This is a genomic window from Erythrobacter fulvus, assembly GCF_028595285.1.
Classification (GTDB): domain Bacteria; phylum Pseudomonadota; class Alphaproteobacteria; order Sphingomonadales; family Sphingomonadaceae; genus Erythrobacter; species Erythrobacter fulvus.
Map to the genome: position 1 here is coordinate 256,240 of NZ_JAQQXQ010000002.1, position 24,547 is coordinate 280,786.

Below are 24,547 nucleotides of genomic sequence, written 5' to 3' on the forward strand. Positions count from 1 at the left end.
TGTAGCGGCCTCATGCGGCCTTGAGATACACTTGCAGTGCTTGCTCCGATTTTGGCTGCCCCTTAGGTGTCAGCTTGATGACCGTCATGCCACCATCGTTCTGATCACCCACTCGCTCCAATAATTGCATTTCCTCAAGCGCGCCAATCCAGCGAAGAGCCGTAGTTGGACCGCTCGGAGCTTTGCGACAGGCTTCGGTCACGGTAACCGGTGCTTCACGGGACTGAGCCTGAAACGCTTGCAGAATGATATCCCATGCGGGACTTGCCGCGAAGCCTTCATGCTCGAAGATTTCATCGACTTCCCGCCGTGCAGCCAAGAGTGAGGCTGCGAGATCGCCCAAAGATGCAGGGGTGCGCGTATCTGGCGCGGAAACGATCGTTGGACTCTGCGCCGCTGAAGTCGCTGGATCAAATTCTTGCGATCTTGATTGATCGTCGACCTCTTGCGACCGCGCATCAGAATTGCTTTTGTCAGATTGGATGGACATAAATACTCCTTTCGGAAGACTTTTTTGATGGGTGAAGCCATCTTTTAATCGTCCGGTAGCGGCAGACTTACGGACCAATGCAGGCACCGAGGTGATGTAAACGGGAAGCGCAAGGAGCATGCTCCTGCACTTCCCGCCCCGATGCTCGGACGACCCGAAGTGCACCGGGAGCCGATCAGCCATTATCGCTCTTAGGCGACTTGTGTTTGGCTGACGCGGATAGTTTGGACACGGCATTGCGTGCCTTTTCTATCAGGCTTTCACCAGCCTGTGAGACGCGGTCCTTGATTTGCCCGAGGTCAACCGCTGCGACTTCGTCCTTGACGCGATCGACAATACCTTCGCCCTTTGCGCGGATTGCATCGACATCGACGGACGACACCACTTCGCGGGCTCGTTCGGATGTGGCCTTGATCCGGTCCATGGCGCCATCGGCGGCACCCTGAAGCGTCTCCAACATATTGCCTGCAAAGCCGATATCCAAAGGCTGCTGGAAATCCTCGGTCACAACCGTGAGGATTGAAGCGACCTGCCGCGGATCCAGTCCGCTCGCGCTAGATGCTTGGATCAACGCCTTGGCCAGATCGGAATCCTTGGACGAGAGCTGCTCGAAAAGCTTGCGGCCAGCCACTTGCACTTCGGCAATGGGCATGCCGGTGCGGTCGGCAAGGTTCGCCATGTTCACAACATTATTCACTGCGGTTCTCCGATGTTGGTGTGATGCTCTTGAGACCGGGCTGATCGCCAGGAATGGTTTCGCGCGTTTCACGGCCGAGGCTCGCTTGCTCGCGCATTAAACGCAGCTCCCGCTTGAGGTCGGCCTTGTCGGTCAGTCGGGCAAAGCCGCTGCTGAGCAGCCCGAAGAAGGCCATTGCGCCGTGCAGTAGCAGGGGGATGAATTCAGGATTGGTGACCAAGGTCACCCCCAGCGCAGCCAAAGCGGCAATGAGCACGAACTCGGCAGCGAAAATCGTGACGACGCGCGTCCTGATAATTCCGGCGATCGTCAGCAAGCCGCCCAATGATGCCCAAAGCACACCTAAAATCGTGGCTCCGGTCCCTGGCTCGATACCGGTGAAGGGCGCAACCCAGTCGGGCGCGACAAGCTGCACCACACCTAGCACCAGAACGGGAACGCCGGTGGCAGCAGCAATATGGTCAACCGCGCCGCCGTTGCGCGGTGGCTTGGGCCGGTCGTCAACCAGCGGCTGAATGGTCTTTTTCTTGAGCATTGTTGCCCTCCTTCAATGCGGTGGTCAGCTGCGCTCTTCGGTCAGGCGCTCAGCTTCGGCCATCATCGCCTCTCCGCGATCAACCTTGGCCTGCGCCTTGTCGACCGATGCCTGTGCCTTGCGTTGCTTCTTGCTAGCCTTGTCGAGATCATTTTGCGCCGATCTCACCGTATCGTTGAGGTCCTCCCACCGCTCTCCGAATTTCTCGAGGTCCTGGCCGAGGCGGCGTGCCTTGTCGGGATTGGAAATGGAAACAGCCTGCGAAGCGAGGCTGTGAAATTCCGAACGGGCATTGATGGCGCGCGACTGCGCGGTGTCCCGTGCGCTCTGCGCAGCGGCTACCTCAGCGTTGTAACGATCAAGAACTTTCTGGGCCTCTTCAAGGGCGATCACGCCTTCGGCTTTGAGCTTGTTGCCCTTGTCCCAGTCATCCTGGTATTTTCCGGTAACTACGATGGCTGTTTCAGAGTTCTGCTCTGACCCACGGTCCTGAGCGACGGCAACAGCAGGCATGGCCGTGGTGGCGAGCGCGAGGCTCACTGCAGCAAAGATCGATTTCATGTGTATTCTCCTGAACAACTTTGTTGCTCCCTTTGTAGCGGAACCCATTGATCCGGTATAACGGGATTGTCAGAAGTATAAATTCGGGATACCTGAATTGAATGGACCTAGGCACCTTGCGCACGTTCCTCGCTGCTGCGGAAACCGGAAGCTTCTCCGGCGCGGCAAAGCGCGTAAACGCCAGCCCCTCAAGCGTGACCGAGCGTATCAAGCAATTGGAGCATCAACTTGCTGCGCGCCTGTTCGAGCGTGACAAGCGCGGATGCCGCCTGACCGCAGCGGGCAGGAAATTCCTTGTGCCGGCCAACCAAGCCGTGCGCGCGCTCGATATCGCGCGGCACGAAGTGGCCCTGCCAGACAATTTTACGCGGTCACTTGCTTTTGGCGCGCAATACGCTCTGTGGGATGAGCGGCTGCTGGCATGGCTTGCCAGGGCTCGGATCGATCACCCTGAAACCGCATGGCGCGTAACGAGCGGCGCATCGGCGAGGCTGAATCGCGATCTGGCTGAGGGGTTTCTCGACATCGCTGCGCTTTATGACCCGGTGTTCCGGCGTGATTTCGGATCGGAAATCCTGTTCGATGATGAACTGATCCTCGTGACGGGTGGGGATCCGGATCAGTGGCGGGACCGCTATGTCCGGATCGAATGGGGCCGTGAGATGGGAGCGGAAATCGCCAGCCGTCTCGACATTACCCCCCAATCTGGCTTGATCCTCGACCTCGGCGCACGGTCGGCAGACTGGCTGAAATCCCACGCAATGGCCGGGTTCATGCCGCGACGCTCGGTCGCGAAATCCCTGCTCGACGGATCATTGCAGGTCGTGCCAGACGCACCGGCATTCCCGTTCCCTGCCTATGTCTGCTGGAACAGGGCGCTGGATCCTGCATTCGTGGCGCAGATCGTCATGTCGCTGAAGAGCGCCGGGCTGAATGACATTTAGAAATGCTTGGTTGCCGAGGCGCCATTGTCACGGGTCGACTGGGATCATCGTTCTGGTGTGGATGAACAAGCTGGCCTAAATTACCAATCTGCGACGGCTTTGCGATTGGGGGAATCAATGTCAGCCAGGCTTGTTCAGATTTACCTGCCGGAAGATCAGATTGAGCGGCTGGAAACAATTCTGCCGCATCACACCCGCCGGTTTTGGCGCGAGACGCTGCCCGGCGAGCAGGAGAAATACACCTGCATAGTCCAGCAACGCTATACCGAGCGCTTGCTTGCCGATCTTGAAGACGCCTTTAGCGCCGTTCCATCGTTCACAGCCCATGTCGCGCAGCTTGAAGCTGTGCTTCCAGCGATGGAGGAAAGTCCGGCAACCGAACTGCCATTGGCATCCGAACTTGCCCCGCCGACCTGGCTTGAACGGTTTTTCAGCCGTGATCGCCTGAGCACCGATGAACTGTATGACGATATACAGGACAGCCTGCAGCTCCGCCCGTCATTTGTGCTGACGGTGACTTTATCTGCCATCATTGCCGGTTTGGGAATGCGCAGCGGTCAGGTGGCTGTGGTGATTGGCGCGATGATCATTGCCCCTTTGCTCGGCCCGACAATGGGGCTGGCGCTGGCAGCAACGGTCGGTGACTGGAAGCTGGGAAAGCAGGCCGGGATCACACTTGCGCTCGGCAGCGCGCTGGCGGTGCTCGTAGGACTGGTCATAGGGGCAATCGTCACGATCGATCCGCTTACTCCTGAATTACGCAACCGCACGATTGTGCAGCCCGCAGACATTGCGCTCGCGCTAGCGTGCGGCGCGGCCGGGGTGCTGGCTTTCAGCCGGGGCGCGTCACTGGCCCTTGTAGGCGTCATGGTCGCCGTTGCGCTTGTGCCGCCTTTGACAGCGGCGGGCATCTACACCGGAGCCGGACTGCCCGCAGCCGGTGCAAGCGCCATGTTCTTGTTCACCGTCAATCTGGTTTGCGTGAATGTCGCAGGCATCGCCACCTTCCTCTTCCAGGGGCTACCGCCCAAAAGCTGGCGGATTACCACCGGCATCATGCTGGTCTGGATCGGCATTCTTGCCCTTCTGGCCGCCATGATGGCGGGACGCATCTTGCTTGGGTTCGGGGCCTGGGAAAGTGTATTCGGGTTTCTTGAAATCCACCGATGAGAACCATGATGTAAACTATCACTTATAGCTTAAAGCAAGAATGCGAGCGGCAGGAAACCACCCATCAGCAGCCATGCGCGATGCCGGTATGCGGTCCCGAATCCTGCCCGACAGCTTCACCAGGCATTCCGCCAGCAGCCGCCATTCAGCAAGCGACCCCATAGAAGTCATTAAAGAAAGGTGCTAATTATACCTCTCGAACCCAATGCGGAGGCAAGCACTTTGAACCCGTTCTATGTTCTCGGCTCGATCCTTGTGATCCTCGGCATCGCGTTGTCTTCGGCCAAGTGGTTCCTGGGATACGAAGATATCGGCTCTTGGCCCTTGGTAGCATTCGCGCCCGGATTGCTCTTGAACTGGTTGGGCCGCCGTAGAGAAAAGCAGATCAGCCTCTAACTGGTCACGTTCGCAATCCACCCAGCTGCGGTCATGAGCTGGGCTGACGCGTGACTCCGAAACCGTCCAGGCAGCTATAGCGGATTTCTCTTCAGCGGCCGACTTTCAGAAATCGACCCCGAAGTGGACGCTTGCGCGCACCGTTTAGGGTCGAACAAAAGCAGTCATCGTAGCGCCCTGACGAGATCGCTTTCGAACCGAGCGGAGTCATTGCGTCCGGCGCGCAGCATGTCGGTGTCGAGCGTAAGGCTGACGCGTCCCTTTGCCATCACGATTCCGCTGTCGCAGAACCCGCAAAGCGTGGTCAGATCGTGAAGCGCAGTGATTAGCGCCAGCCCATCTGCCACCAACCGGGACAACACAGCGCGAATATCGAAGGCCGCGACCGGATCGAGCCAGTTGAACGGTTCATCAAGGATAACGATCCGGCACGGCTTGGCGAAGGCAAGTGCGATAGCCGCGCGCTGGCGCATCCCGGACGAGCATTCGCCTGCAGGAATGTCGAGCAGTTCCGTAAGACCCAGCGCGTCCCACAAGTCCCCGTTTCGATCATGCTGGGCGTCGATCGGATCACCTGCCAGCTCGAGTAGCTGGCGCAACCGTAGGGACGCCGGAAAGTGTTCGATGGGCGGAGCAAAGCCTATGACCTGCGCGCGCGCCCCGCGATCCTGTGCTACCTCCTCGCCGAATACTGCACAGCTGCCCCGCACAATCGGCAGCCGTCCGGCAATCGCGCGTAGCAATGTCGTCTTGCCTGACCCGTTAGCACCAATCACTCCGAACCAGCTGGCGGGTGGGACGGAGGCGCGAACGTCCTGCACAATCGCTTGCCCGCTGCGATTGACAGACAGGTCAGTGATGGTGAGAGCTGCAGTCATGCCAGCAGCCACCGTGCTCCCGTCCCGCGCCGGGCCAGCCACACAATGGCACCGACCATAACCAGGGGGCCGAGCGGTGGAACGGTGAACCCGGCATAGACAGCGGCCAGAATTACGATGGCCACGGTCCAGTCAGCGATCAACTGGCTGAGGGCACGATAAGCGAAGATGCGCAAGGCGGTGACCACTGGCAGTATTGCAGCGATCAGCATCGCTACCGTTGCAGGCAGATAGGCCTGCGCCACCAGCAGCACGAGCGCTGCAGGCCACAACAGGGCAATCTGGATCGTCAGCCAATGGCGCAGCAGCGATGCACCGCTATGCCCCACCAGTGTCATGTAACGCACGACCCGCGCATTGACCGACCCCGTCAGCAGGATCACACTCAGGCCAAAGACCCCGATGACAATGGCATCGAGGTAATGCTTGGACGGCATGAGCAAGCCCAAGATGCCGACCACCACGGAGAGGGTCGCCGCTTTGATCAACGAAAGCCGAAAGCGGCCTAAGGACCGCAGGCTTCTGGGTCCAAAGCGGCGCCACCACTTGCGCACATACTCGCGCACGAAGGGGAACAGCAGACCCGCCGGCAACCCGCTTAATACCCCCAACACTATTCCGCTTGGATCGACCAGACCGAGCAGAGCAAACGCCCCCAACCCCATGGCAACTCCGGCCAGCATTAGCGTCCCAAGGAATGCGATCCCATCGCGGGCCCGCTGGGCATCACGGGCGAGAACGCCGTCCGTGCGATGGAACCACAAGCGTTCGATCAGCGCCTTCGCCAGAATGGTGGCAAACAGTGAAGCGCCACCAAAACCGACAAGCTCGCGAAGGTCTTCGGGCAATGTCGTAAGCCGGACGCGCGCGAAGAGGGCGAGGACGGGCACAAGAATGACAAGCGTTAACCCGTCACTCGCACGCCTGCTCAACCCCCGCACGACAGACCAAGCAATTGCGGCATCATGTTTAACAAGAGCAAAGCGCAAGGGCGTTCCAGCAGTTCCAGCGATAATTTCCGACGCGGAAGCAGAAGATTAACATCGGATCCTTCACTGACAATGCCATTCCTTCCAGCTTGAGCCGCCGTTCCGAAAACCACCCACGAGTTGCCATAAGCCGGGCCGGCACGCGATCCCAAAAGCGGCGTGGCGGCTTTGCCCCGCTTCTGGAAAAAACCTGCCATTCGGGAATCGACCCCATTGTGATCATTCATGATCTGCGTCATTTCGCACTAATGAGATTCCTATCTGCCCTTCTAGCTTGCGCCATTACGTCTTCTTCAGCGGCTGCGCTCGCAGCGCCAGACGCTCGTGCACAAGATGCAGCTGATGCATTTTCGCAGCTATGCGTATCGATGTTCATTGGCGGCAAGGCGGGCGCCGACCCAAAGCGGTTCGACGTAACCAAGCTTGACGATGCTACCCGCAAGCAAATCAAGCCAGACATCAAAGCTTCAACGCTCTGGGACGTGCACGCGAAGGCTTCGGACGCATCGATGCTGGTGCACTACGAGCCGTCGGGCATGTGCGTGGTCGAGATTGCAGAAGCGGATGAAGCTTCTGTCCAGAGCGCAGTTGCGCAAGCTGCCGCCGACGCTGCCGCATCGCTCGACACGACTGTCATCGCACAAGCCGGCGAGACGCGCCAAGTCGGGGGGCTGGAAGCAACCACCTCTTCTTGGCGCTTCCGGTCGGAAGGCCGTGAAGTGTTGATTATGGTCACGACGCTGCCGGTTTCGAAGTTCATGATCCAGCACGTGTTGACGGCCTCATACGTCCGCTAACCACCCATCCTCGGCCATAAGCGGCGGGCCGATGCGCTCCCAAAAGCCGCCCTTTCGCGTGAGTGCGCCTGAGCCGCCAAAGACGGCTATCACTCTCCACCTGGAGCGCCACAGCAATGTGGTCAGTTCGGCGCCCGTTCTTTCCTTTTGGCCAATCAAGGCCATGGAGAAAGATGATGACCTACTCTCACCTCGACCCGGCCATGCAGAACCGGGTCTCGTGGAATGCTGGCAGAACCGTCGGCACCAAGCGGCCACTTACCCAAAAGCAGATTTGGGCGATACGGTTCTTCCTTGATCGCGAGGAGCGGCTCCGCGACCGTGCCCTGTTCGACCTTGCAATCGACAGCAAGCTGCGGGGCTGCGATCTGGTGAAGCTCAAGATCGGTGACCTCGTGGCCGGATCTGAAGTCCGCGACCGCGCAATGATCATCCAGCGGAAGACCGGACGACCTGTGCAATTTGAAATCACCGCCGACGCTCGCACGAGCCTGGCAACGTGGCTGCTGCGCCGTGGCGGCACCATTGATGATTTCGTTTTCCCAAGCCGAATCCAGTCCGGCCAACCGATGAGCACACGGCAATATGCTCGCCTCGTCGATGAGTGGGTCACCGCGGTCGGGTTGCGGCGGGAAGACTACGGCACCCATTCCATGCGGCGCACCAAGGCGGCCATGATCTACCGGACGACCGGAAATCTGCGTGCAGTGCAGATCCTGCTGGGCCATTCCAAGATCGAGAATACAGTCCGGTATCTCGGGGTCGACGTCGAGGACGCACTTGTCCTCGCGGAGCGCATTGAGATATGACACTGCTGGCGGCCGTCGGACGGGCTCCGATGGCCGCTTTTGTCGAAGTCCGACGACCATCGAATCGGCAACAGCTGGATGGAATATCGCCGTCTCTAAGATCACAATGCGCCAGAGGGCGGCTTGGGTTGCGCTACACGCCTGCTACGACGTTGTTCTCAATCCATGAGTTGTGTCCGGAAGAAACGTGAATTGAGACAATACATCGGAGCCCCCTCAAATGTATATCCAGCGGCTTGTTTTTGGAACTCTGTTGGCGCTCGCAAGCGCTTCACGACTTCAGGCGGAGGAACAGTCGGTCGCTACGGGTGAACTGGACATACGAGAGACCGCGAGCAGGGACGCGCCGGGTTCTTTCCATCTTCGTTATTCTTTCCCAGAAGCCATCGGAGAGGGCGACAAGATCTACTTACCGGACCGGTGGGGCGAAGCCAATGGGCTCAGCGCATTGATCACCTTAGATCAACGGCCTTCGTCGTCTTGGCAACGGATCGCGAATGAGCAGCTAAGAGCATTAAAATCAACTCAGCAGCTAAATTATATTATAGCACCCTTGCCACTTTCGAAAGCTTACGACTTCCGCGTTCCCGTTAGCGGAAAAAAATGGTCATTTGCGTTCGGTCCTTCAATTATTTTGCCGCAAGTGCCTGTAGGTCGCTATAAGGTCGTTGCTGATCCAGCGCTATTTTCAAACATCCTTCCAAGACACTCGACCCCTATTGCGAACAATCAACTGTCTGACACTTTCTTTTTGATTGGGGAAGGTCTTCACTATGAAGATACACGCCTGCAAAGCGGTCAGTTGGTTCGGAAAGCATGGGCAACTGGCCTATCGCCAGCGCAGGTTTCCTCGTTCAAGATCATTGGCGAAGCGGTCCAAGATATTATAGCGGCAACAGGAACATGGCCGGATGTTTACTCAGTTGCACTAATTCCATTCATTCGGCCTGATCACGCATCAGCATTCCAAGGCACCGCCGTCAGGGACGGTATGGCAATAATGCTTTCTGGAGATAGCAAGCTAACGGACCATCGCCTAGCACTATACCATGAGGTTGCTCATCAAATCACTGGCTACGAGCTAGGCACATTAGGAAGCAACGGTGTTTCTGAAGCAAATTACTGGTTTTACGAGGGCATGACCGATGCCATCGCTAGAATCGTTCTTTTCGAGAGGGGGCGGATATCTGAGGGCGATTATCGCGAGGGTTGGACTAAAGTTCTACAGTCGTTTGACGAGGCAAATGAAAAATTTGCAATTAATTCAGGTTCTGAACCCGACGAACGAGGCGTAGTTCCGGCTTACTACCAGTATTGGCGTGGGGCACTAATCGGTCTGGATCTGCATTTTCGTATACAACAAAATCGGCAGCAAAAGGATGGCCTTCTTTTTGCAGTCAGGCGAGCCGCCGAGATAAATCCCTCAAGATCACCGATAGAAAATTTTTTCGAAGCGCTCGATGAGCTCGATCCCTCGCTGAGGTTTACGGTAGACAGTGATTTGGCAGACATTCGCAAATTGAACATCGTTGGTAATCCTGCCTATTCCGGCTGTTTGAAGATCGAGACTACTACCCAGCCTAAATATGAGCTGGGCTTTGAATTTAGCACACAATCTGACGGAACATTCCGCATCGAGAAGGTATCCGACGGATCGGCTGCAAAAAGGATGGGGCTACGTGAGGGAATGGTCGTCACAAAGATTTTGCAATCTTCAGGGGGGAACCCCAACAAACAGACGATCTTCGAGATCTCGAATGCTGGCAGGCCCACTGTCTTACAGTTCTATCCTCGCACCGAGAAGCAGTATGTTTCCCGCTATTTCGATTCATGTAGGGCGATATAAATATACATGGGCGGGGTGCAGTCTTTTGGCAATTGTCGGCCTGTCTCCGCACCGCACTCTAGCATCCCCATCCATTCAAGTGCGTGCAATCGCGTGGGAGCTGAACCGCACGATTGCCAGCAGGGCCAGCGGCAACGGGAAGTCGCACAAACAATCCGAAGATATGGTCGCCACGATCAGGCAGCGCTGGTCGGAAACAATTTTGCCAAAGGAAAGTCGTCCAGAAAGGGGTCGAAATGAGAATTTCGGCTTTCGGCGAGAAACCCACCGAATCTGCCTGGCAGGTATCAGGATCGCGACGCGCCCGCGCTCATGACCGTAGCTGGGTGGAAAGCTGACTCGACAAAGTTTGGCGATAGCCGCATGCTCCGCTTAATGTCTGGATCTTCAACTTGGTTTCCGATGGCTGGGATTGGCGGTGCCGTCGTTGCGTCGATTATTTATCGACTTAAGGTTGGCAAGCCGATCTATCCAGAAATCGCACCGGACGCCCTTTTCGCCGAACGCAGAGCTGGAGGACCATGGGCATCTAATTGCCTGTTGGTTTCCGTAACAATCGAAGAACTTAGGATTGAGCCTGCATTTCCTTTCAACCTTATGTTTCTTCCCGAGATATGGGGAGCGGAATATCGCGTTCCTATAAGCGAAATCAAAAGCGCTGAATTATCTCGGGGTTGGTTGATGAATACGAAAATCGGGTTGAAGGACGGTAAGACGATCTCGTTGAGGCTGAAGCTTCCTGACTCTTTCCTCCAAGCGCTCAAAACCGCACTAAGTCAGTCAAAATCCTGAACGGCAGCATTGGGGTCGCTTGCTGAACGGCAGGTTTTTTCCGAACCCCCAGTAAAGCCGCCCCGCCGCTTTTGCGATTGAGCCGGGGCACCGTTTAAGACCGATGATGGATGGGCTCGTATTGGAAGACCCGGCGCTGATATCGGCTTTGGGGCGAGCATAGATCGTTGCCAATTGGCCCCAGACCTATGGCAGTGCGTCGAAGCGACGTCGGTATTCGTGAACCATCACCCGCAGCCTCTCAGGCTGTAGGACCTCGACCGAGGTGCCCCATGAATAAAGGTGCCAGCACATCTCCAGCAGGCCTGATGCTCGGAACCGGACAAGCAACGATCCATCCCGCTCTTCTTCGACCGTCTGTGTCGGGTGGAAAACGAATCGACGGGCACGAGCCGCGGCTTCGGGCGAAAAGCGCCAGACCACATCGCCATACTCGGCGGAATTCTCGTAGGAGCCAAAGCCGCGTTCGGCATGCTGGCGAATGTCGAAGCCGGCATCGAATTCGAAGCTCTCCGGCAAAACCTCTGCCTCGGCTATCTCCTCGACCCGGTAATGCTGCAGAGGGGCGGATATCGGCTTTGCCGTATCGCGGGCGACAAGATAGCGGCGCACACCTAGAAGCAGGCCGTGAGGTGCAACGATGCGGTCGACGGGCTTGGCCTGCCCTCGCTTGCGGTAGGGGAACCGGAGCAGGAACGGCCCCTTCAAGGCTTCGTAAATGGCGGTGTCGACCTCACGTATGGCTGCGGGTTTGGGCCCAGGCCGTGCAGCATGGCCAAGCGCCTCGAGGAGTGCCTCTTCATCGACAGCAAGCCGTGTCCCCTTCTCCGGCGGGACCAGCGCTCGGACCTTTTGCGCCAGGCCGCGGGCAAGATTGGCCTCCTGCAGCATACCCGCTTGCTCGAGTTGAGATATGCCGGCCGAAAGCGCTGCAAGCTCCTCAGACGAGGGGGACAAGAGCGCCGCTACATACCGCGCCGGGATATGCCATCGCTTCTTGCGATCCTCGCCCTCGCTGGCTTCGGTTTGGGGGAACGTAGTCTCAAGGGCCTCGGTCATTCGCTGCGCTGTCCGGTAGACGCAGCCGAACTCCTCGACGATTTCCTCAAGCGACACGCCGCTGCGACGCGTCGCCAGCATCGCGAGCTTCAACAGGTCCTGAGCCTTGGCGAATGACATCGAAATCCTCCACGACAGCTTTTGTCATGTGGACCGGCTGTAGCCGAGGTCATGTCGCTATGCATCCGAATTATCGAGGAAAATTCGATTCTTTCGAGGTCTCGCCTGACGTGTCTGAAGGGCTGTAGTCGCGCCCACCGGGCATTCGACAATGGACTTCGCGCGTTCCGCAATACGGGCATGACAGGTTTTGTCGTTGGTGTCTGCGATAATCCTCTCAACGGAAAAAAGGAGCATCACAGATGGCTTACTGGGACCTCGGAATGAAGCACATCGTCGATGTTGACGGGCAGCTGCTCGCCATCGACGCTGACGTGATCGACACGACCAGACTGCTCGAAAAGGCAAAGCGGCCGACCGATAGGCATCTGGTCATGGTCCGTGCCGGGGAGCGGATTCTACTTCAACCGCGGCAGCTGGTCCGCCTCTCGAGGAATGAGGTCTTGTTCTTCGAAACGGATGAACGTGCAGCAGGCCAACACGATTGGCGCCAGGCCGCCTGAGGCTGCTGCTAGAAATTGAGCACGACAGGTTTTGTCTGGTTGAACTCGTATGTTCCATCGTGGCCCGCGATCCGCATCCAAGAAGGTCGGCGGCGGGAAATGCTTTCAACTGGATCGTGAGGATGATTGGAATGGCAAAGGGTGGTGGATTTCGCAGCGCAAAGAGCGGGCGCTACGTGAGCAAGGCGGAGGGCCGCTCAAGCCCATCAACGACAGTTCGTGAGGCCCCGGGCAAGAGCGGGTCGTCAGGGGTCCGGTATCGTAGTGCCATCACCGGACGCTACGTCACGAAGAAGCATGGCAAGGCTAACCCGGGCACCACACTGCGCGAAAAGTAGCCTGCCTCACAGCCGCACAAATTTGGGTGCCGTCGTTGGTGACGGCTGCCCCGTGCAGCCTTCTTCACCGAGACTTTCCACAACTTACTATCTGTTAATATTGATCTTTTATCGACCCGGGCGTCGCTTCCGGATAACGGGGCGCCGCTCATTTTGAGCACTTAAGGAGGAAATATGAAGTTCGCACTTTGTGCGGCTGCGGTCGCAGCTGTCTCCCTTGCAACCCCGGCCATGGCTCAGGACGAGTCCGAGGCGGGTGGCAACTTCCATGTCGGCGCTATTGCCGGCATCGATAGCGTCGAATTCGAAGTCGACAACGTGAGCGACAACGAAGCTGATGCCGTGTTCGGTATCGCCGCGGGCTATGATTATCAGTTCGCCAGCGGCCTGGTCCTTGGCGTTGAAGGCGAGTGGACAGACTCGAGCGTTGGCATTGCGGTGGACGATGTCTTCGCTCTGGGCGACCGTCTGTCGCTCAATGCCGGGCGCGATCTCTATGTCGGTGTGCGTGGCGGCTACCGGATCGGCAGCAATGGCCTGATCTATGGCAAGTTGGGCTACACCAATGCGTCGGCCATCCTTGCGTATAATGACGGCACGGGCCGTGTGAGCGAGGACGATCAGCTCGACGGCATTCGTGTCGGCGCTGGCGGTGAAATCGGCTTCGGCGAGAATTTCGCGCTGCGCCTCGAATACCGTTACTCTGACTATGGCGAATATGACTACGCCGGGATCAATACCGGCCTGAACGTCTCGCGCCACCAGGGTGTCGCGGCTCTCGTCGCCAAGTTCTGATCCGCAAGATCCGCTGGGCTTGCCAGATCGCAGGCCCAGCGGATCACAAACTACTGAATATCAACAATGAGGCTGGCAGCTGACCCGTGGGGTGCAGCGTCCCATCCAGCGCGTCGGACATCGGAGGCAGGGGTCGCCTCCCTACTTGCCCAAAGGGGGTTTTTATGAAGAAAGCTGCAATCTCACTATTCGTGGCGCTAGCTGCCGGGGCGGCGCAGGCACAGGATGTCGACAATGGGGTGCCTGTTCAAGCTGTCCAGGCGACAGCCGAGCCGCAGGTCTATCTCCCGGCGGGCACGGAAATTCCGCTCAAGATCACCCAGACCGTCACTACCAAGGGAGACAGCTGGAAAGAGGGCGATCAGTTCAACCTCGTTGTTGCTGCCGATGTTCGCTTGGGCGACTATATTGTCATTCCGCAGGGCACCAAGGCCGTGGGGCGGATCACTTGGCTGACCAGCCGTGGTGCTTTCGGCAAATCGGGCAAGATGGATGTCGAACTCGAGTATCTTCAGCTCGGCAATCGCCGTGTGAACATCGATGGAACCTATCGCCAGGAAGGCAACGGTGCCACGCTCGCGACGGTCGGCGGCGTCATTGCAGCTGGTGTCTTCGCCGGCTTCATCACCGGTCGCAGCGGTGAAATCCCGCAGGGCCGGGAACTCATGGCGACGCTGGAGTCGAATCTGCCCGTCGCGCTTCCGAAGGGCGCAACGATTGCGCCGGCGCCGGTGCAAGCCGTTGCTGCCCAACCGGTTCAACCTACCCCGGTGACGACAGGCGAGCCCGAGCAAGGGCAGGAGTGATCTCCAATAAGGTCTTCGGACGGGGACGGCGACTGGGATCTCAGTAAGGCCGGGATCCGAAGTCCGTAACGTTCAGCCGAAGAGGATCATTTGGAAAGTGGGGCGGCGGGTTATCGGGTCGCTGGCGCCGCCCCAGCCCTTTTTCCTCGGGGGCGAGGCTGAAGGGCTTGGAAACACGATTACGCTGCCCGCTGACCTCAAGCAAGCAGCTAAAATAGGTGAGAAATCTCAGGTGTCTTCAGGGGCATCTGTGCCCGCGCCAGAACCGCTCCCAGCGCAGCGCCCATCCGCCGCGAACCATAGCACAATTGATATCACCCGTGCGGGGCGAGACACACCAGGCAGCGGTGCGGTCACCGCCTCCGGAGCCATCCGAACGGCAAGTCAGGGCCGGGCCAGTGACAAGGATATGTCCATGCCTGCCGACGCCGGTGCGCGTGCCCAGCAGGTTCACCAACGCATCCCTCGCTGCCTCGGCGCTGGCAGCCGGGCAGGGATGACCTGGGGAACAGGTCCCATCCAATTCACGCGCAGCAATGCCGGATAGCCGAATACGCGGGCCTTCCTCGCACCAGATTGGCCCATCGCCGTCCCAGACGTGGGTGGGCGTGCAGGTAAACACCTGACCAGCGGGAACAGGCGAGAGGATCATCAACAGCGCAGAGATCATGGCGTCCGGATAGGTCAAGCTTAGCTCAAGGCGCAAGTGCAATCTGAGCTTTCTCAGAGCTTTAGCTTCCCTCTTCTGGCGGCTGCCGTTCCCGAAAGCTCAGATGATGGCCGATGGGTTCGGGACAGAGGAATCCCAAGCCCTATTCCGGCACGAGGATATCAATGCTCAAAAACTGATCGGGCGGGATGGTGCCAAAATAGAGCCACCACGTTTTCGCCTTCTGGGGCGTGGCGCCAGCCGCCTCCTCCAAACGCGCGGGGTATCCCGGATCACAGTTCTTCCGTGACCATGTCCGCCACCTCTTCAGCTTGGGATCTGAAAGTGACAGCCTCAAGCTGATACGAGCCTCCTTTTTGTTAGCGAAACGCGTCCCGGCGGGGACGTTCCAACCGCTTCGGGATAATTGGAGCGAGTGCTCTTCGGTCACGATGTATCCACCCAAGTCTAAGCCATGACCGGTCGGATCAGGGTCGGTCGTGAGATTGACCGCCTGCGCCACGCGCCTGTCGTTGTAGGGTGCCTCACCATAGATCAGGCCTTCGGAACAGATCGCGTCCAATGCGTCGCGGGTGGTGTAGTGATAGAAAATCATGCTCCGTGCATATGCAAGCGTGAATTTATAATGCGTTATCATCAAGTTCCGGAGCACGGCGATTGACAGGCTTCGGCAGCGCCTCGCGGTTGAGGTTGGTAGGAGAGGGGAAAAGTTTCCCTCGGCCAGCCTCGCCAGAAGCGAGGTTCAATCATGAACGAGATGAAGAGCAGCGCCGCCGGATCACCCGGCGGTGACGAATACGCACGCGGGGACGGGGAGGTGCGCACCCTGCGCCCGGCAAGGACGAGGGCGGAATGGCCGCCCGTTCCACCAGAGCAAGCGGACGGCCTGCGGCAAATCTGCCTGATCGATGTGGAGACCACGGGTCTGGATTGCACCCGGCACCGCGTGATTGAGGTGTGCGCTGCCCGGGTGCAGCTCGATGGCGCCGGGAATGTCGTCGGCATCCGCTCGATCGGCGAGGGGCTGGAGGATCCCGGCCATCCCCTGCCGCCTGAGATCGTCAAACTGACCGGGCTCACCGACGCCATGCTGTCAGGCCAGCGGATCAATCGGCAGAGCCTGACCGAGCGCATCGCATCCTGCGAGGGCGTCATTGCCTTCAATGCGGGATTTGATCGTCCCTTCCTCGAGGCGCTGCTGCCGGATCTGCCGCGCATGAACTGGGGCTGCGCGATGAAGGATGTGCCTTGGCGTAGCCTCGGCTTTGAATCGGGACCGCAAAATTACTTGCTCATGCAGACGGGCTACTATCCGCCCTCTGCCCACCGGGCGCGGCAGGACGTGCTCTCGCTGACCCAGCTCCTTTCCCATACCTGCACGGATGGTGAGAGCGTGATGGCAAAACTGCTTGCCGCCATGGCGGCACCGGCCTGGCGCTTCGAGGCGACCCGCGCGCCCTATGATGCAAAGGATGCGCTCAAGGATCGCGGCTACCGCTTCCGCAAGCAGGGCCAGGGCGCGCTGTGGCATAAGCATGTGCGCCATGGCGAATACGATGCCGAGCTCGCCTGGTATCGCGAGACCATCCGCATGGAGCCGAGCATCGTCGAACTGCCGGCCACAGAGCGCTATCGCCACGAGCGCAGCTGGACGCCGGTCGTGCCGGAAGGCGGATGGCCGAAATACCTCAGATGAAGTGATGAAGTGAGCCGTCCCGGCAGAAGGGAAAAGGCTTCGGACCCCCAAAGATCGGGGGTCCGCCACTCCAACAAGGAAATACGAGTAATGATTGATCTGAATATCGGAGGGGCTTGCCCCTACCGCGCAATGACCTTTGCCCTGCCTCGGGCTCTGATCTTCCCATCGGGCCCTCTGGACGGCCCGGTGCCAAAGGGCGGACTTGGCGTTGTCACTGCCTGCGGCAGCATGGAGAACACCGTCAGAGCCCTCACGATCATGGCCGCCGAGACCGGACGGCCGTGGCTCATTGGACGGTTCGCGGACAGGTTCACCAGCATCTGCAGCGGCATCACGCTCCTGCGCCCTGTGCCTAAGGGCGTTGAGACCATGATGGTGCATCCCTTCATTGAGAAGGAGGGCGCGCCCATGATCCTGATCTCCGCTTGCGCAGGGCGTGCCTTTGCCTTCGATGCGCAGGGGAAGATCCGGGAGGTGTTACCGCCGAAGAAGGAGAACGCTTCGGCCGGTGCGGATCGGGGCTGGGACGAACTCCGGCGCAGGATGAAGGCCAGCACTCTGGGCCACAGCGTCTGGCCGCACAGGTCCGGCGAACTCCGCTTCGCCTGAGGCGGAGGTCGGTCGGCACCTGACTGCGCCGAACCGGCCTGCCATCCCCTCCATCACGTCACTACCAGCAATGCGGGCGGCGCTTCTTCACGGAAGCGCCGCCCGCTTGCGTTTGCGTAAGGAACATCACCAGCATGACCCATTCGCTGCACGCGCCCGTGCTCGCCTCGCTCATCATCATCCGCAACCGCCCGGAGTTCGCGCCGGGCTCCGCCATCAGCACGCTTGCGCTGTTCACCGTCGAGCGCTTCGGGCGGCGCGAGGCGCGGTTCGATGTGCTGCATCGAGCGTTCCATCGCCGCACGCCGCGGGCCCGCATCATCGATGACCTTTGCGCCGGCATTGCGCCCGGCGCCGAGTTGCTGGTTCGCATGCCCAGGATCGATGCGGAGGCACACCGGCATCAGCATGTGACCGGCGCAGCCCCCGGTGCCACGGATCTCGATCTGATCCAGCGCCAGCTTCCTCACCACACCATCATCCCGGTCCAGATCAGCGACGCGCAGCTGGTCGACGCAGGGCGGGGGCTCGGCCTCGAAATGGCCGATGTCTGGTCCACGCCGCTGCAGCGCAAGCGGCGTGCCCCGGAAGAAGCGATGGCGCTCTGGTCGATCTACACCGCCGCCTACTGCCGCGGGGCCGAGGCTAAAGTCCTCTTCGCCGCCTTCCGAGCCTGGCGGGCGCTGCAGGACGCGCGGCCGATCACCTTCTGACCAGCAGGCGAAGAGCGGGCGGACAGGTCCGCCGGACAGAACTGCCGAACGCCGACGGCGTCGAGCGGTCCCGCAATCATGAAAGAGGGAAGGGAGGAGTGGGTTCAACCCACAGAAAGGAAAATGGAAATGACCAAGTTTACGTTCATCGATGTCGAAGCCGTCTGGGACGAGCAGCTGCATGAAGCCTATCGCGAGATCGACCCGCGGGGGGCTGCCAAGCAGAAGCGCAAGGGGCAGGTCCTCCACCGCCTGCCGTGCAAGCGCGTCATCGCAGCGGCCGCGTTCGACCTTGAGGTCGACACCAACGGCGCCATCAGTATCGGCGGGCTCTCCAGCTGGACCGAATACGATCACGGCGACGAGCGCGAGGTGGTCACGCAGCTGTTCGAGCATCTGCGCGCGCGGCCGCAGCATCATGTCGTGACCTATAACGGCCTCGCCGCCGAGGTGCCCCTCCTCACTCTCGCTGCGCTTGAACACGAGCTGGTCCTGCCAGAGCAGCTGCAGACCGGATCACCGTTCGTGGCCAAGAAGAATGGACCATGGCGGCCGCATATCGACCTGGCGCTCGAGCTCAAAGGTAATGGCCGGGACTGGGCGCACCTGACCGAAGTCGGCCTGCGCTGCGGTCTTCCCTCCGCACTGTTCGCGGGCAAGGCCGACATTGTGATGCCGAGCAACGCCGAGCAATGGCTGGCCATGCGTCAGCGCGTAAGCATGGACTGTGTGCTCACTGCCGTGGTGGCGCTTGCATTCTGGCGGGTCACCGGGCGGATCCGATTCGATCAGACCGCGATGCTCCATAACATCGCCAGCTGGTGCCTCCGCGCCGGAGTCGCAGGCGATATGCAAGCCGAGGCCTTGTCCGAGATGCGCCGGCGAATGCTCGAGCGGCTCCTGGAACAGCTGGATGAGGCGGCGTAAATCTGACCCGGCATTGCCGGAACGCGAATGGGTCAATATCAAGCACTCAACCCCCGCGCCTGTCCCGGGCGCAAAGGGCTAGGGGCGGCGGGACCACGCGACCCGGGTCGCAGCCGCCCCGTTTACCAATCCTCATTTGTCGTCGGTGAGTTTGCGCCTATGATCGCTGCAACTCGGAGCCTTCGCGTTCATAGCTCCAGCTCGCCAAGCGCCTTAATCGCGGCCTCACTGACAAGGTGACCGTAGTGGCGCTCAATCATCTGCGCGCTCGTCCCGGAAATCTGCGCGATTGTCAGTAGTGGCAGCCCGGCGATAACCAGGTCAGTGATTGTAGCGTGCCGCAATGTGTAGGCGGTTGTCCCTTTGGGCAGCCGAGCCGCCGTTGCGGCTCGCTCAATTGCATCCCCCCACGTGTTCCGGTCCCACGCCTTGCCGGTTGATGTGAGGAAAATCGGCTCTGAGGGCTTCTTGCCTTTCACTTGCTTGTCAAAAAGCTTTGCCGCCGCAGACGGCAATACAATTCGCCTTTTCCCCTTAGCCTTGTCCGATCCGATCGATAACTCGGACGTGCGTCTATCATAATCACTCACACAGAGGGCGGCCATTGCGCCCGGCCGCAGCGGGAGAAGGCACAGGGCATGAACGAATGGAGAGGCTTCGACGTCCGACTTGCGAAGCAAGCTGCGACGCTGGGCCTTGGTCAGGTAGAGTTCACGCCGATTATCTGCGTTTGGGAAAGGAGCTAGAGCTTCTTGCCACGCCGCTTCACTCCCAGGCGCGCCATGCGGCAAGACTTTGTTCAAAGCGGCTCGCAATGGCGCCATGTCTCGGTTCACGGTCGAGGCCGCACGACGCCTAACCTTAGGAGTCCCCTCCTTGCTCCGGCTGATTACCGCGGGTGTGTCTTCGAGCCGCTTTCGCCAGTCGCGGAGGTGGTGTCGTCGCAATTTGGCAAGTTTAACCTTGCCGATCGGATCGCTATAGACGTGGCGCCGGAATACCCCTTCCGAGATGGCTGACGGCTTGTGCCGCAAATACTCTCGGCACGCATCGGCGACAGTTTCCAATGTTTGTTGGATCTCGCCGCCCGCCGCGATTTTTTCCGCGAAACTCTCGGCTTCCTTCTTCGCAATGGTGAAGCGCTCGCTTGGTAAAAGTGTGCCGAAGTCACCGAGCGACTTGACCACATAGCTCCGAGTGTCTTCGCTGTAAGCCCGTGCGATCCAAGACCCCGCGCCCCCCGCTTTCGACGGTCTGAAGCCCAAAAAGCAGCCAGCGCGAAGCCGCTGCCAGTATGGTTCGCGCTGCGGCTTAAGGGCGTCTCTGTCTTTCACCCTGCTTAAATCACGTGCCACCGACCTGCCCTCCGTGTCGAGTATGTAATTTGTATGGAATACCGCTAGGGACAGCGGGGGGCAAGCTGAGATAGAAAAATGAGGAAAAACAGTGCTACCCTACTCCCAGATTGTCCCTAGAAAGACAATATCTCACCCTTGGTAAGGGTGAGGTCGGGAGTTCAATCCTCCCCAGCAGCACCATTTTCGGCTGAAGGCCGGAAATGGGGTCTTTGCGGTTTCGCTCGCACCTCCGTGCGAGCGTCCTCCGGTGCCATTCCTCCACTTCGCTACGCTTCGTTCCGGGCACCTGCGGGCGCGCGTCTTGTGCGCCCTATCGCTTCGCTACTGGAGGGCGTTCGCGCTTGCGGTAGCTGCGCGACCGAGCCATGGCTTTCGGTCGGGCTCGCCGGATCGCATTTTGTGCTTGCAACCAGCTGCGATTGAAGCCATTTCTTGAGCCGGATTTGCGAAAACGCAATCTGATAGAGGACTGTGGGGCACGCATAAGCGGCCTAGTATGCGAGCATAAGTTCACCCGCCTCGGGACGGCTGATCGCCGGAGCATACCACAATGACATATTGTCATTGGAGGTATGAATTGAGGAACATTTCCAAGATCAAACACGCGAAGTTCAGCCTGCAAAACGGGCTGTGTTTTTATTGCCGTCAGCCGATGTGGCGGCGCAATCACGAACGGTTTGCAGAGCAATACGCCATCTCACTCAACCAGGCGCGCTATTTTCAAGCCACAGCCGAGCACCTCGTTGCGCGGAGTGACGGCGGACTGGATGTCGCTGAAAACATCGTGGCGGCGTGTTGGTACTGCAACAACCATCGGCATCGCGCGAAGCAGGCCCTTTCTCCTGATCGCTACGCACGCAAGGTTGTGGCAAGGCTGAGGAGAGGCAAGTGGCACGGGTTTCTCGCCCAAAGCACTCCATTCCATCAAAGCAGTTAAGCGGCCGAGGGCTGTCACCTCCACTCCCACCCCAACAAAATTGACGATACGCCCCTCGGCCCCACTGGGCTATCCCCTCAGGCCACAACCGAAAAGCCGGGGAGAGGCGTTATGGATCTGGGACTCAAGGGCAAGAAGGTCATCATGAACGGCGGGGCGCATGGCCTTGGCCTCCAATCGCTCAAGCTGTTCGCGGCCGAGGGCGCTGACGTTGCCTTCTTCAGCCGCAAGGAAGACAAGATCGAAGCCGCCAAGGCTGAAATCGACGCCGCCGGGCCGGGCAAGGTGTTTGCCGAGGTGTTCGACATGGCGTCGGGCACCGATGCCTATCAGGCGTGGCTGGAAAAGGCCGTCAAGGAACTGGGCGGCTGCGACATCTTCGTCCACACCGCCAGCGCATCGGGCACCGGCGGGGCGGGGGACTGGCAGGCCTGCCTCGACATGGATCTGAAAGGCGCGGCCTTCGCGGTCGAGACGCTGACGCCTTATCTCGAAGCCTCGGACACCGGCTCTATCGTGATGCTGTCCAGCACCGCGGCGCTCGAAACCTTCATCGCACCCAACCCCTTCAACGCGATCAAGGCGGCGCTGATCACCTATGCCTCGCAGCTGTCGCAGGCGCTCGCGCCCAAGGGCATCAGGGTGAACACCGTCAGCCCCGGCGCGGTCTATTACAAGGGCGGCAACTGGGAAGTGATCGAGGAGCACATGAAGCCGCTGTTCGACGCCACCCTCGCCAAGATGCCGATGGGCCGCTTCGGTGAACCGGTGGAGGTCGCCAAGGCGATCGTCTTCGTCGCCAGCCCTGCGGTGCCCTATATGACCGGCGCGAATATCGTCGTCGACGGCGGGTTCACCCAGCGCGTCCAGTTCTAAGTTTCACCTCTCGCAAGCACAGGAAGGGCCAGACCCCATGGCAGAGATCGACCGCGACAAGCTGCTCGACATCTACACCCGCACGATGAAGGTGAACCGCACCGACGAGAAATTCCGAGAGCTTCTCATGGGCGGCAAGGTGGCAGTGATGTATTACTGCGTGCGCGGGCAGGAGCTGGTCTCGGCCGCGGCCATGGCAGCGCTGGAGAAGGACGATTACGTCGTCTGCACCTATCGCGGGCAGGGCGAACAGACCGCCAAGGGCATCCCGATGGAAAAGTGGTGGGGCGAATGTCTCGGTAAGGCCACCGGCACCTGCAAGGGCAAGGGCGGCACCATGCACATCACCGATCCGGAAACCGGCATCATGGTGACGACCGGTGTTGTCGGCTCGGGGCTCCCGATTGCCAACGGCCTCGCCATGGCGAGCCAGAACAATGGCGATGGGCGGGTGACGCTGGTGAGCTTCGGCGACGGCGCGGCCAATATCGGCGGCTTCCACGAAGCGATGAACATGGCCCAGCTCTACAAGCTGCCGGTCGTCTTCCTGTGCCAGAACAACCGTTATGGCGAACACACGGCTTACGCCGATCATACCGACAGCCCGAATATCGCGTCGCGTGCTGCGGGTTACGGAATGCCCGGCGTGACGGTTGACGGCAATGACGTGAACCAGATCTACCCCGCGGTGAAGGAAGCGGTCGATCGCGCCCGCCGGGGCGAGGGGCCGACGCTGGTGGAGGCCATGTGCTACCGGATGATGGGCCACTTCTTCGGTTCGGACTTCAGCTACATGCCGCCCGAACACATCGCCGAAATGAAGGCCGAAGACCCGCTGCCCAAGCTGCGCAAGGTGATGCTGGAGCACCAATTCACCGAGGAGGAGCTCGACAAGATCGTCGCCGACATTGACGCGCAGATCAATGCGGCGGTCGAACACGCGCTCGCCGCGCCGCTGCCGGATACCGACGAAATCTACAAGGATGTGCTGGAGGAGACCGCCTGATGGCCCAGATCACCATGACCCAGGCGCTGAACCTCGCGATCGACGAGGCCATGGCCGAAGATGATGGCGTGTTCTGCCTTGGCGAAGACGTTTCCGCCAAGCAGGGCGGCGGGGTGTTCAAGGTCACCTCGGGCCTGACCGAGAAGTATGGCGAACACCGCATCCGCGCCACGCCGATTTCCGAAACCGCGATCATCGGTGCGGCGGTGGGTGCCGCGCTGGCGGGCCAGCGCCCGATTGCCGAAATCATGCTGATGAACTTCGTCGGCGTGTGCATGGACCAGATCGTCAACCACGCCGCCAAGCTGCGCTTCATGTCGGGCGGGCAGACCCCGTGTCCGATCGTGATCCGCACCACCACCGGCGTTGGCGTCGGTTTCGGCGGGCAGCACTCGGACATGCTCGAGGCATGGTTCGCGCACGTCGCCGGCATTCATGTCGTCACGCCCAGCAATCCCGCCGATGCGCGCGGGCTGATGCGGGCGAGCATCGACGCCAATGACCCGGTGATCTTCATCGAGAACATCCTGTGCTACGGCCTCAAGGCGGAAGATCCCGGCCCGGGCTACCGCGTGCCGCTCGGCAAGGCAGCGATTGCGCGCGAAGGCAGCGATATCTCGATTATCACCTATGGTCGGACTGTTCTGGACGCGCTGGCGGTGGCCGATGATCTCGCCAAGGAAGGCATCTCGGTGGAGGTTATCGACCTGCGCACCATCGCTCCCTACGACGAGGAAACAGTTCTCGCATCGGTCCGCAAGACCGGCCGCGCGCTGACCCTGCACGAGGCCGTTCGCCCGTTTGGCACCGGCGCGGAAATTGCGGCGAACATCCAGGAGAAGTGCTGGGACAGCCTCAAGGGTCCGGTGCGGCGCATCGGCGGGACGTTCTCCGCGGTTCCGTTCGCCAGCCATCTCGAACAGGCATGGATTCCGCAGAAGTCGGACATCGTCGCACAGATCAAGGCATCGGTAGGTAAGCACTAAATGGCATCCGAAATCCGCATCCCCAAGCTCGGCATGAGCGCGGTTGAAATGACCCTCGTTGAATGGATGTTCGGCGATGGCGAGCGCGTCGAGAAGGGCGAGGTGATCTACACCGTCGAAACCGACAAGAGCACCACCGAGATCGAGGCCCAGACCAGCGGGATTATCCACCCGACGGGTGAGGAAGGCGCGGTCTACAAGGTTGGCGATCTGATCGGCACGATCGACGAGGGGTAGGGCA

General features: G+C 59.8%; 28 protein-coding genes and 1 tRNA gene. 20 read left to right on the top strand and 9 right to left on the bottom strand.

Annotated features, from left to right (window positions below; all coding sequences use genetic code 11):
• Nucleotides 1-10: 10 nt before the first annotated feature.
• From OIK40_RS04165 to OIK40_RS04180, 4 genes are read right to left on the bottom strand one after another with little or no spacing between them, the layout of a single operon-like run.
• Nucleotides 11-610 carry a winged helix DNA-binding protein gene (locus tag OIK40_RS04165; protein WP_273676462.1) on the bottom strand — a complete coding sequence of 200 codons (600 nt, stop codon included), beginning with the start codon at nucleotides 608-610 and terminating at the stop codon, nucleotides 11-13.
• A gap of 55 nt (nucleotides 611-665) precedes the next feature.
• Nucleotides 666-1,169: a hypothetical protein gene (locus OIK40_RS04170; RefSeq protein ID WP_273676464.1), complete on the bottom strand. Its 504-nt coding sequence runs from the start codon at nucleotides 1,167-1,169 to the stop codon at nucleotides 666-668.
• Between the two features lie 10 nt (nucleotides 1,170-1,179).
• The gene (locus tag OIK40_RS04175) at nucleotides 1,180-1,722 is read right to left on the bottom strand and encodes a hypothetical protein (RefSeq protein ID WP_273676465.1); all 543 of its coding nucleotides are present in this window, start codon (nucleotides 1,720-1,722) and stop codon (nucleotides 1,180-1,182) included.
• Nucleotides 1,723-1,746: 24 nt separating this feature from the next.
• Nucleotides 1,747-2,283 (bottom strand): HlyD family secretion protein, encoded by a 537-nt coding sequence (locus tag OIK40_RS04180; RefSeq protein WP_273676466.1) that lies wholly within the window; start codon nucleotides 2,281-2,283, stop codon nucleotides 1,747-1,749.
• Between the two features lie 101 nt (nucleotides 2,284-2,384).
• On the opposite strand from OIK40_RS04180, the gene OIK40_RS04185 reads away from it, so the two are divergent.
• The 3 genes from OIK40_RS04185 to OIK40_RS04195 all read left to right on the top strand — a co-directional run bounded on the left by OIK40_RS04185 (nucleotide 2,385) and on the right by OIK40_RS04195 (nucleotide 4,793).
• Entirely contained in the window at nucleotides 2,385-3,227 is an 843-nt protein-coding gene (locus tag OIK40_RS04185) for a LysR family transcriptional regulator (RefSeq protein ID WP_273676467.1), read from the top strand.
• Between the two features lie 117 nt (nucleotides 3,228-3,344).
• The gene (locus tag OIK40_RS04190) at nucleotides 3,345-4,397 is read left to right on the top strand and encodes a TIGR00341 family protein (protein WP_273676468.1); all 1,053 of its coding nucleotides are present in this window, start codon (nucleotides 3,345-3,347) and stop codon (nucleotides 4,395-4,397) included.
• Nucleotides 4,398-4,619: 222 nt separating this feature from the next.
• Complete coding sequence (locus OIK40_RS04195; RefSeq protein ID WP_273676469.1) at nucleotides 4,620-4,793, top strand: hypothetical protein; 174 nt, start codon at nucleotides 4,620-4,622, stop codon at nucleotides 4,791-4,793.
• Between the two features lie 164 nt (nucleotides 4,794-4,957).
• Here the strand turns inward: OIK40_RS04195 and OIK40_RS04200 are convergent, their stop codons facing one another.
• Together OIK40_RS04200 and OIK40_RS04205 are read right to left on the bottom strand one after the other, a co-directional pair.
• On the bottom strand, nucleotides 4,958-5,671 hold the full coding sequence (locus tag OIK40_RS04200; protein WP_273676470.1) for an ATP-binding cassette domain-containing protein: 714 nt from the start codon (nucleotides 5,669-5,671) through the stop codon (nucleotides 4,958-4,960).
• Nucleotides 5,668-6,660, bottom strand: coding sequence for a GumC domain-containing protein (locus OIK40_RS04205; RefSeq protein ID WP_273676471.1), 993 nt, complete (start codon nucleotides 6,658-6,660; stop codon nucleotides 5,668-5,670). The genes OIK40_RS04200 and OIK40_RS04205 overlap by 4 nt, the downstream gene beginning before the upstream one ends.
• Nucleotides 6,661-6,749: 89 nt before the next feature.
• Between OIK40_RS04205 and OIK40_RS04210 the strand changes: the two genes are divergently transcribed.
• From OIK40_RS04210 to OIK40_RS04225, 4 genes are all read left to right on the top strand, one after another.
• Entirely contained in the window at nucleotides 6,750-7,457 is a 708-nt protein-coding gene (locus OIK40_RS04210) for an NMCC_0638 family (lipo)protein (RefSeq protein WP_273676472.1), read from the top strand.
• A gap of 176 nt (nucleotides 7,458-7,633) precedes the next feature.
• Nucleotides 7,634-8,266: a tyrosine-type recombinase/integrase gene (locus OIK40_RS04215; RefSeq protein ID WP_273676630.1), complete on the top strand. Its 633-nt coding sequence runs from the start codon at nucleotides 7,634-7,636 to the stop codon at nucleotides 8,264-8,266.
• Between the two features lie 220 nt (nucleotides 8,267-8,486).
• Entirely contained in the window at nucleotides 8,487-10,112 is a 1,626-nt protein-coding gene (locus OIK40_RS04220) for a hypothetical protein (protein WP_273676473.1), read from the top strand.
• 363 nt (nucleotides 10,113-10,475) lie between these two features.
• Entirely contained in the window at nucleotides 10,476-10,904 is a 429-nt protein-coding gene (locus OIK40_RS04225) for a hypothetical protein (protein ID WP_273676474.1), read from the top strand.
• Nucleotides 10,905-11,090: 186 nt separating this feature from the next.
• Here OIK40_RS04225 and OIK40_RS04230 read toward each other — a convergent pair whose 3' ends face one another.
• Nucleotides 11,091-12,083: a helix-turn-helix transcriptional regulator gene (locus OIK40_RS04230; RefSeq protein ID WP_273676475.1), complete on the bottom strand. Its 993-nt coding sequence runs from the start codon at nucleotides 12,081-12,083 to the stop codon at nucleotides 11,091-11,093.
• 242 nt (nucleotides 12,084-12,325) lie between these two features.
• On the opposite strand from OIK40_RS04230, the gene OIK40_RS04235 reads away from it, so the two are divergent.
• The 3 genes from OIK40_RS04235 (at nucleotide 12,326) to OIK40_RS04245 (ending at nucleotide 14,525) form a co-directional block, all read left to right on the top strand.
• Entirely contained in the window at nucleotides 12,326-12,586 is a 261-nt protein-coding gene (locus tag OIK40_RS04235) for a hypothetical protein (protein WP_273676476.1), read from the top strand.
• A gap of 512 nt (nucleotides 12,587-13,098) precedes the next feature.
• Complete coding sequence (locus OIK40_RS04240; RefSeq protein ID WP_273676477.1) at nucleotides 13,099-13,719, top strand: outer membrane protein; 621 nt, start codon at nucleotides 13,099-13,101, stop codon at nucleotides 13,717-13,719.
• 164 nt (nucleotides 13,720-13,883) lie between these two features.
• Complete coding sequence (locus tag OIK40_RS04245) at nucleotides 13,884-14,525, top strand: hypothetical protein (protein ID WP_273676479.1); 642 nt, start codon at nucleotides 13,884-13,886, stop codon at nucleotides 14,523-14,525.
• A gap of 812 nt (nucleotides 14,526-15,337) precedes the next feature.
• On the opposite strand, the gene OIK40_RS04255 is transcribed toward OIK40_RS04245, so the two are convergent.
• The gene (locus OIK40_RS04255) at nucleotides 15,338-15,790 is read right to left on the bottom strand and encodes a hypothetical protein (RefSeq protein ID WP_273676481.1); all 453 of its coding nucleotides are present in this window, start codon (nucleotides 15,788-15,790) and stop codon (nucleotides 15,338-15,340) included.
• 153 nt (nucleotides 15,791-15,943) lie between these two features.
• Here OIK40_RS04255 and OIK40_RS04260 point away from each other — a divergent pair, with 153 nt between their 5' ends.
• From OIK40_RS04260 to OIK40_RS04275, 4 genes are all read left to right on the top strand, one after another.
• Nucleotides 15,944-16,891, top strand: coding sequence for a 3'-5' exonuclease (locus OIK40_RS04260; protein ID WP_273676482.1), 948 nt, complete (start codon nucleotides 15,944-15,946; stop codon nucleotides 16,889-16,891).
• 90 nt (nucleotides 16,892-16,981) lie between these two features.
• On the top strand, nucleotides 16,982-17,503 hold the full coding sequence (locus OIK40_RS04265; RefSeq protein ID WP_273676484.1) for a hypothetical protein: 522 nt from the start codon (nucleotides 16,982-16,984) through the stop codon (nucleotides 17,501-17,503).
• Nucleotides 17,504-17,637: 134 nt separating this feature from the next.
• Nucleotides 17,638-18,216 (top strand): hypothetical protein, encoded by a 579-nt coding sequence (locus OIK40_RS04270; RefSeq protein WP_273676486.1) that lies wholly within the window; start codon nucleotides 17,638-17,640, stop codon nucleotides 18,214-18,216.
• 129 nt (nucleotides 18,217-18,345) lie between these two features.
• The gene (locus OIK40_RS04275; RefSeq protein WP_273676487.1) at nucleotides 18,346-19,143 is read left to right on the top strand and encodes a 3'-5' exonuclease family protein; all 798 of its coding nucleotides are present in this window, start codon (nucleotides 18,346-18,348) and stop codon (nucleotides 19,141-19,143) included.
• Nucleotides 19,144-19,331: 188 nt separating this feature from the next.
• Here the strand turns inward: OIK40_RS04275 and OIK40_RS04280 are convergent, their stop codons facing one another.
• Nucleotides 19,332-20,330: a tyrosine-type recombinase/integrase gene (locus OIK40_RS04280; RefSeq protein ID WP_309557487.1), complete on the bottom strand. Its 999-nt coding sequence runs from the start codon at nucleotides 20,328-20,330 to the stop codon at nucleotides 19,332-19,334.
• A 232-nt stretch (nucleotides 20,331-20,562) separates the two neighbouring features.
• Here OIK40_RS04280 and OIK40_RS04285 point away from each other — a divergent pair.
• From OIK40_RS04285 to OIK40_RS04310, 6 genes are all read left to right on the top strand, one after another.
• Nucleotides 20,563-20,681, top strand: a tRNA-Thr gene (locus OIK40_RS04285).
• A 397-nt stretch (nucleotides 20,682-21,078) separates the two neighbouring features.
• A complete protein-coding gene (locus OIK40_RS04290; RefSeq protein WP_273676490.1) occupies nucleotides 21,079-21,438 on the top strand; it encodes an HNH endonuclease in 360 nt (119 codons plus the stop codon).
• Between the two features lie 111 nt (nucleotides 21,439-21,549).
• Nucleotides 21,550-22,314 (top strand): SDR family NAD(P)-dependent oxidoreductase, encoded by a 765-nt coding sequence (locus OIK40_RS04295; RefSeq protein WP_273676491.1) that lies wholly within the window; start codon nucleotides 21,550-21,552, stop codon nucleotides 22,312-22,314.
• Nucleotides 22,315-22,351: 37 nt separating this feature from the next.
• Entirely contained in the window at nucleotides 22,352-23,320 is a 969-nt protein-coding gene (locus OIK40_RS04300) for a thiamine pyrophosphate-dependent dehydrogenase E1 component subunit alpha (RefSeq protein ID WP_273676493.1), read from the top strand.
• Complete coding sequence (locus OIK40_RS04305; RefSeq protein ID WP_273676496.1) at nucleotides 23,320-24,306, top strand: alpha-ketoacid dehydrogenase subunit beta; 987 nt, start codon at nucleotides 23,320-23,322, stop codon at nucleotides 24,304-24,306. The genes OIK40_RS04300 and OIK40_RS04305 overlap by 1 nt, the downstream gene beginning before the upstream one ends.
• Entirely contained in the window at nucleotides 24,307-24,543 is a 237-nt protein-coding gene (locus tag OIK40_RS04310; protein WP_273676498.1) for a biotin/lipoyl-containing protein, read from the top strand.
• The last annotated feature ends 4 nt before the right edge of the window (nucleotides 24,544-24,547 follow it).

Coding starts and splice junctions, on each gene's coding strand:
- OIK40_RS04185 (WP_273676467.1), top strand. CDS start 2,385: ATGGACCTAGGCACCTTGCGCACGTTCCTCGCTGCTGCGGAAACCGGA.
- OIK40_RS04175 (WP_273676465.1), bottom strand. CDS start 1,722: ATGCTCAAGAAAAAGACCATTCAGCCGCTGGTTGACGACCGGCCCAAG.
- OIK40_RS04275 (WP_273676487.1), top strand. CDS start 18,346: ATGACCAAGTTTACGTTCATCGATGTCGAAGCCGTCTGGGACGAGCAG.
- OIK40_RS04270 (WP_273676486.1), top strand. CDS start 17,638: ATGACCCATTCGCTGCACGCGCCCGTGCTCGCCTCGCTCATCATCATC.
- OIK40_RS04200 (WP_273676470.1), bottom strand. CDS start 5,671: ATGACTGCAGCTCTCACCATCACTGACCTGTCTGTCAATCGCAGCGGG.
- OIK40_RS04220 (WP_273676473.1), top strand. CDS start 8,487: ATGTATATCCAGCGGCTTGTTTTTGGAACTCTGTTGGCGCTCGCAAGC.
- OIK40_RS04235 (WP_273676476.1), top strand. CDS start 12,326: ATGGCTTACTGGGACCTCGGAATGAAGCACATCGTCGATGTTGACGGG.
- OIK40_RS04240 (WP_273676477.1), top strand. CDS start 13,099: ATGAAGTTCGCACTTTGTGCGGCTGCGGTCGCAGCTGTCTCCCTTGCA.
- OIK40_RS04260 (WP_273676482.1), top strand. CDS start 15,944: ATGAACGAGATGAAGAGCAGCGCCGCCGGATCACCCGGCGGTGACGAA.
- OIK40_RS04255 (WP_273676481.1), bottom strand. CDS start 15,790: ATGATTTTCTATCACTACACCACCCGCGACGCATTGGACGCGATCTGT.
- OIK40_RS04230 (WP_273676475.1), bottom strand. CDS start 12,083: ATGTCATTCGCCAAGGCTCAGGACCTGTTGAAGCTCGCGATGCTGGCG.
- OIK40_RS04310 (WP_273676498.1), top strand. CDS start 24,307: ATGGCATCCGAAATCCGCATCCCCAAGCTCGGCATGAGCGCGGTTGAA.
- OIK40_RS04190 (WP_273676468.1), top strand. CDS start 3,345: ATGTCAGCCAGGCTTGTTCAGATTTACCTGCCGGAAGATCAGATTGAG.
- OIK40_RS04225 (WP_273676474.1), top strand. CDS start 10,476: ATGCTCCGCTTAATGTCTGGATCTTCAACTTGGTTTCCGATGGCTGGG.
- OIK40_RS04305 (WP_273676496.1), top strand. CDS start 23,320: ATGGCCCAGATCACCATGACCCAGGCGCTGAACCTCGCGATCGACGAG.
- OIK40_RS04170 (WP_273676464.1), bottom strand. CDS start 1,169: ATGGCGAACCTTGCCGACCGCACCGGCATGCCCATTGCCGAAGTGCAA.
- OIK40_RS04300 (WP_273676493.1), top strand. CDS start 22,352: ATGGCAGAGATCGACCGCGACAAGCTGCTCGACATCTACACCCGCACG.
- OIK40_RS04265 (WP_273676484.1), top strand. CDS start 16,982: ATGATTGATCTGAATATCGGAGGGGCTTGCCCCTACCGCGCAATGACC.
- OIK40_RS04215 (WP_273676630.1), top strand. CDS start 7,634: ATGACCTACTCTCACCTCGACCCGGCCATGCAGAACCGGGTCTCGTGG.
- OIK40_RS04165 (WP_273676462.1), bottom strand. CDS start 610: ATGCTCCTTGCGCTTCCCGTTTACATCACCTCGGTGCCTGCATTGGTC.
- OIK40_RS04245 (WP_273676479.1), top strand. CDS start 13,884: ATGAAGAAAGCTGCAATCTCACTATTCGTGGCGCTAGCTGCCGGGGCG.
- OIK40_RS04295 (WP_273676491.1), top strand. CDS start 21,550: ATGGATCTGGGACTCAAGGGCAAGAAGGTCATCATGAACGGCGGGGCG.
- OIK40_RS04180 (WP_273676466.1), bottom strand. CDS start 2,283: ATGAAATCGATCTTTGCTGCAGTGAGCCTCGCGCTCGCCACCACGGCC.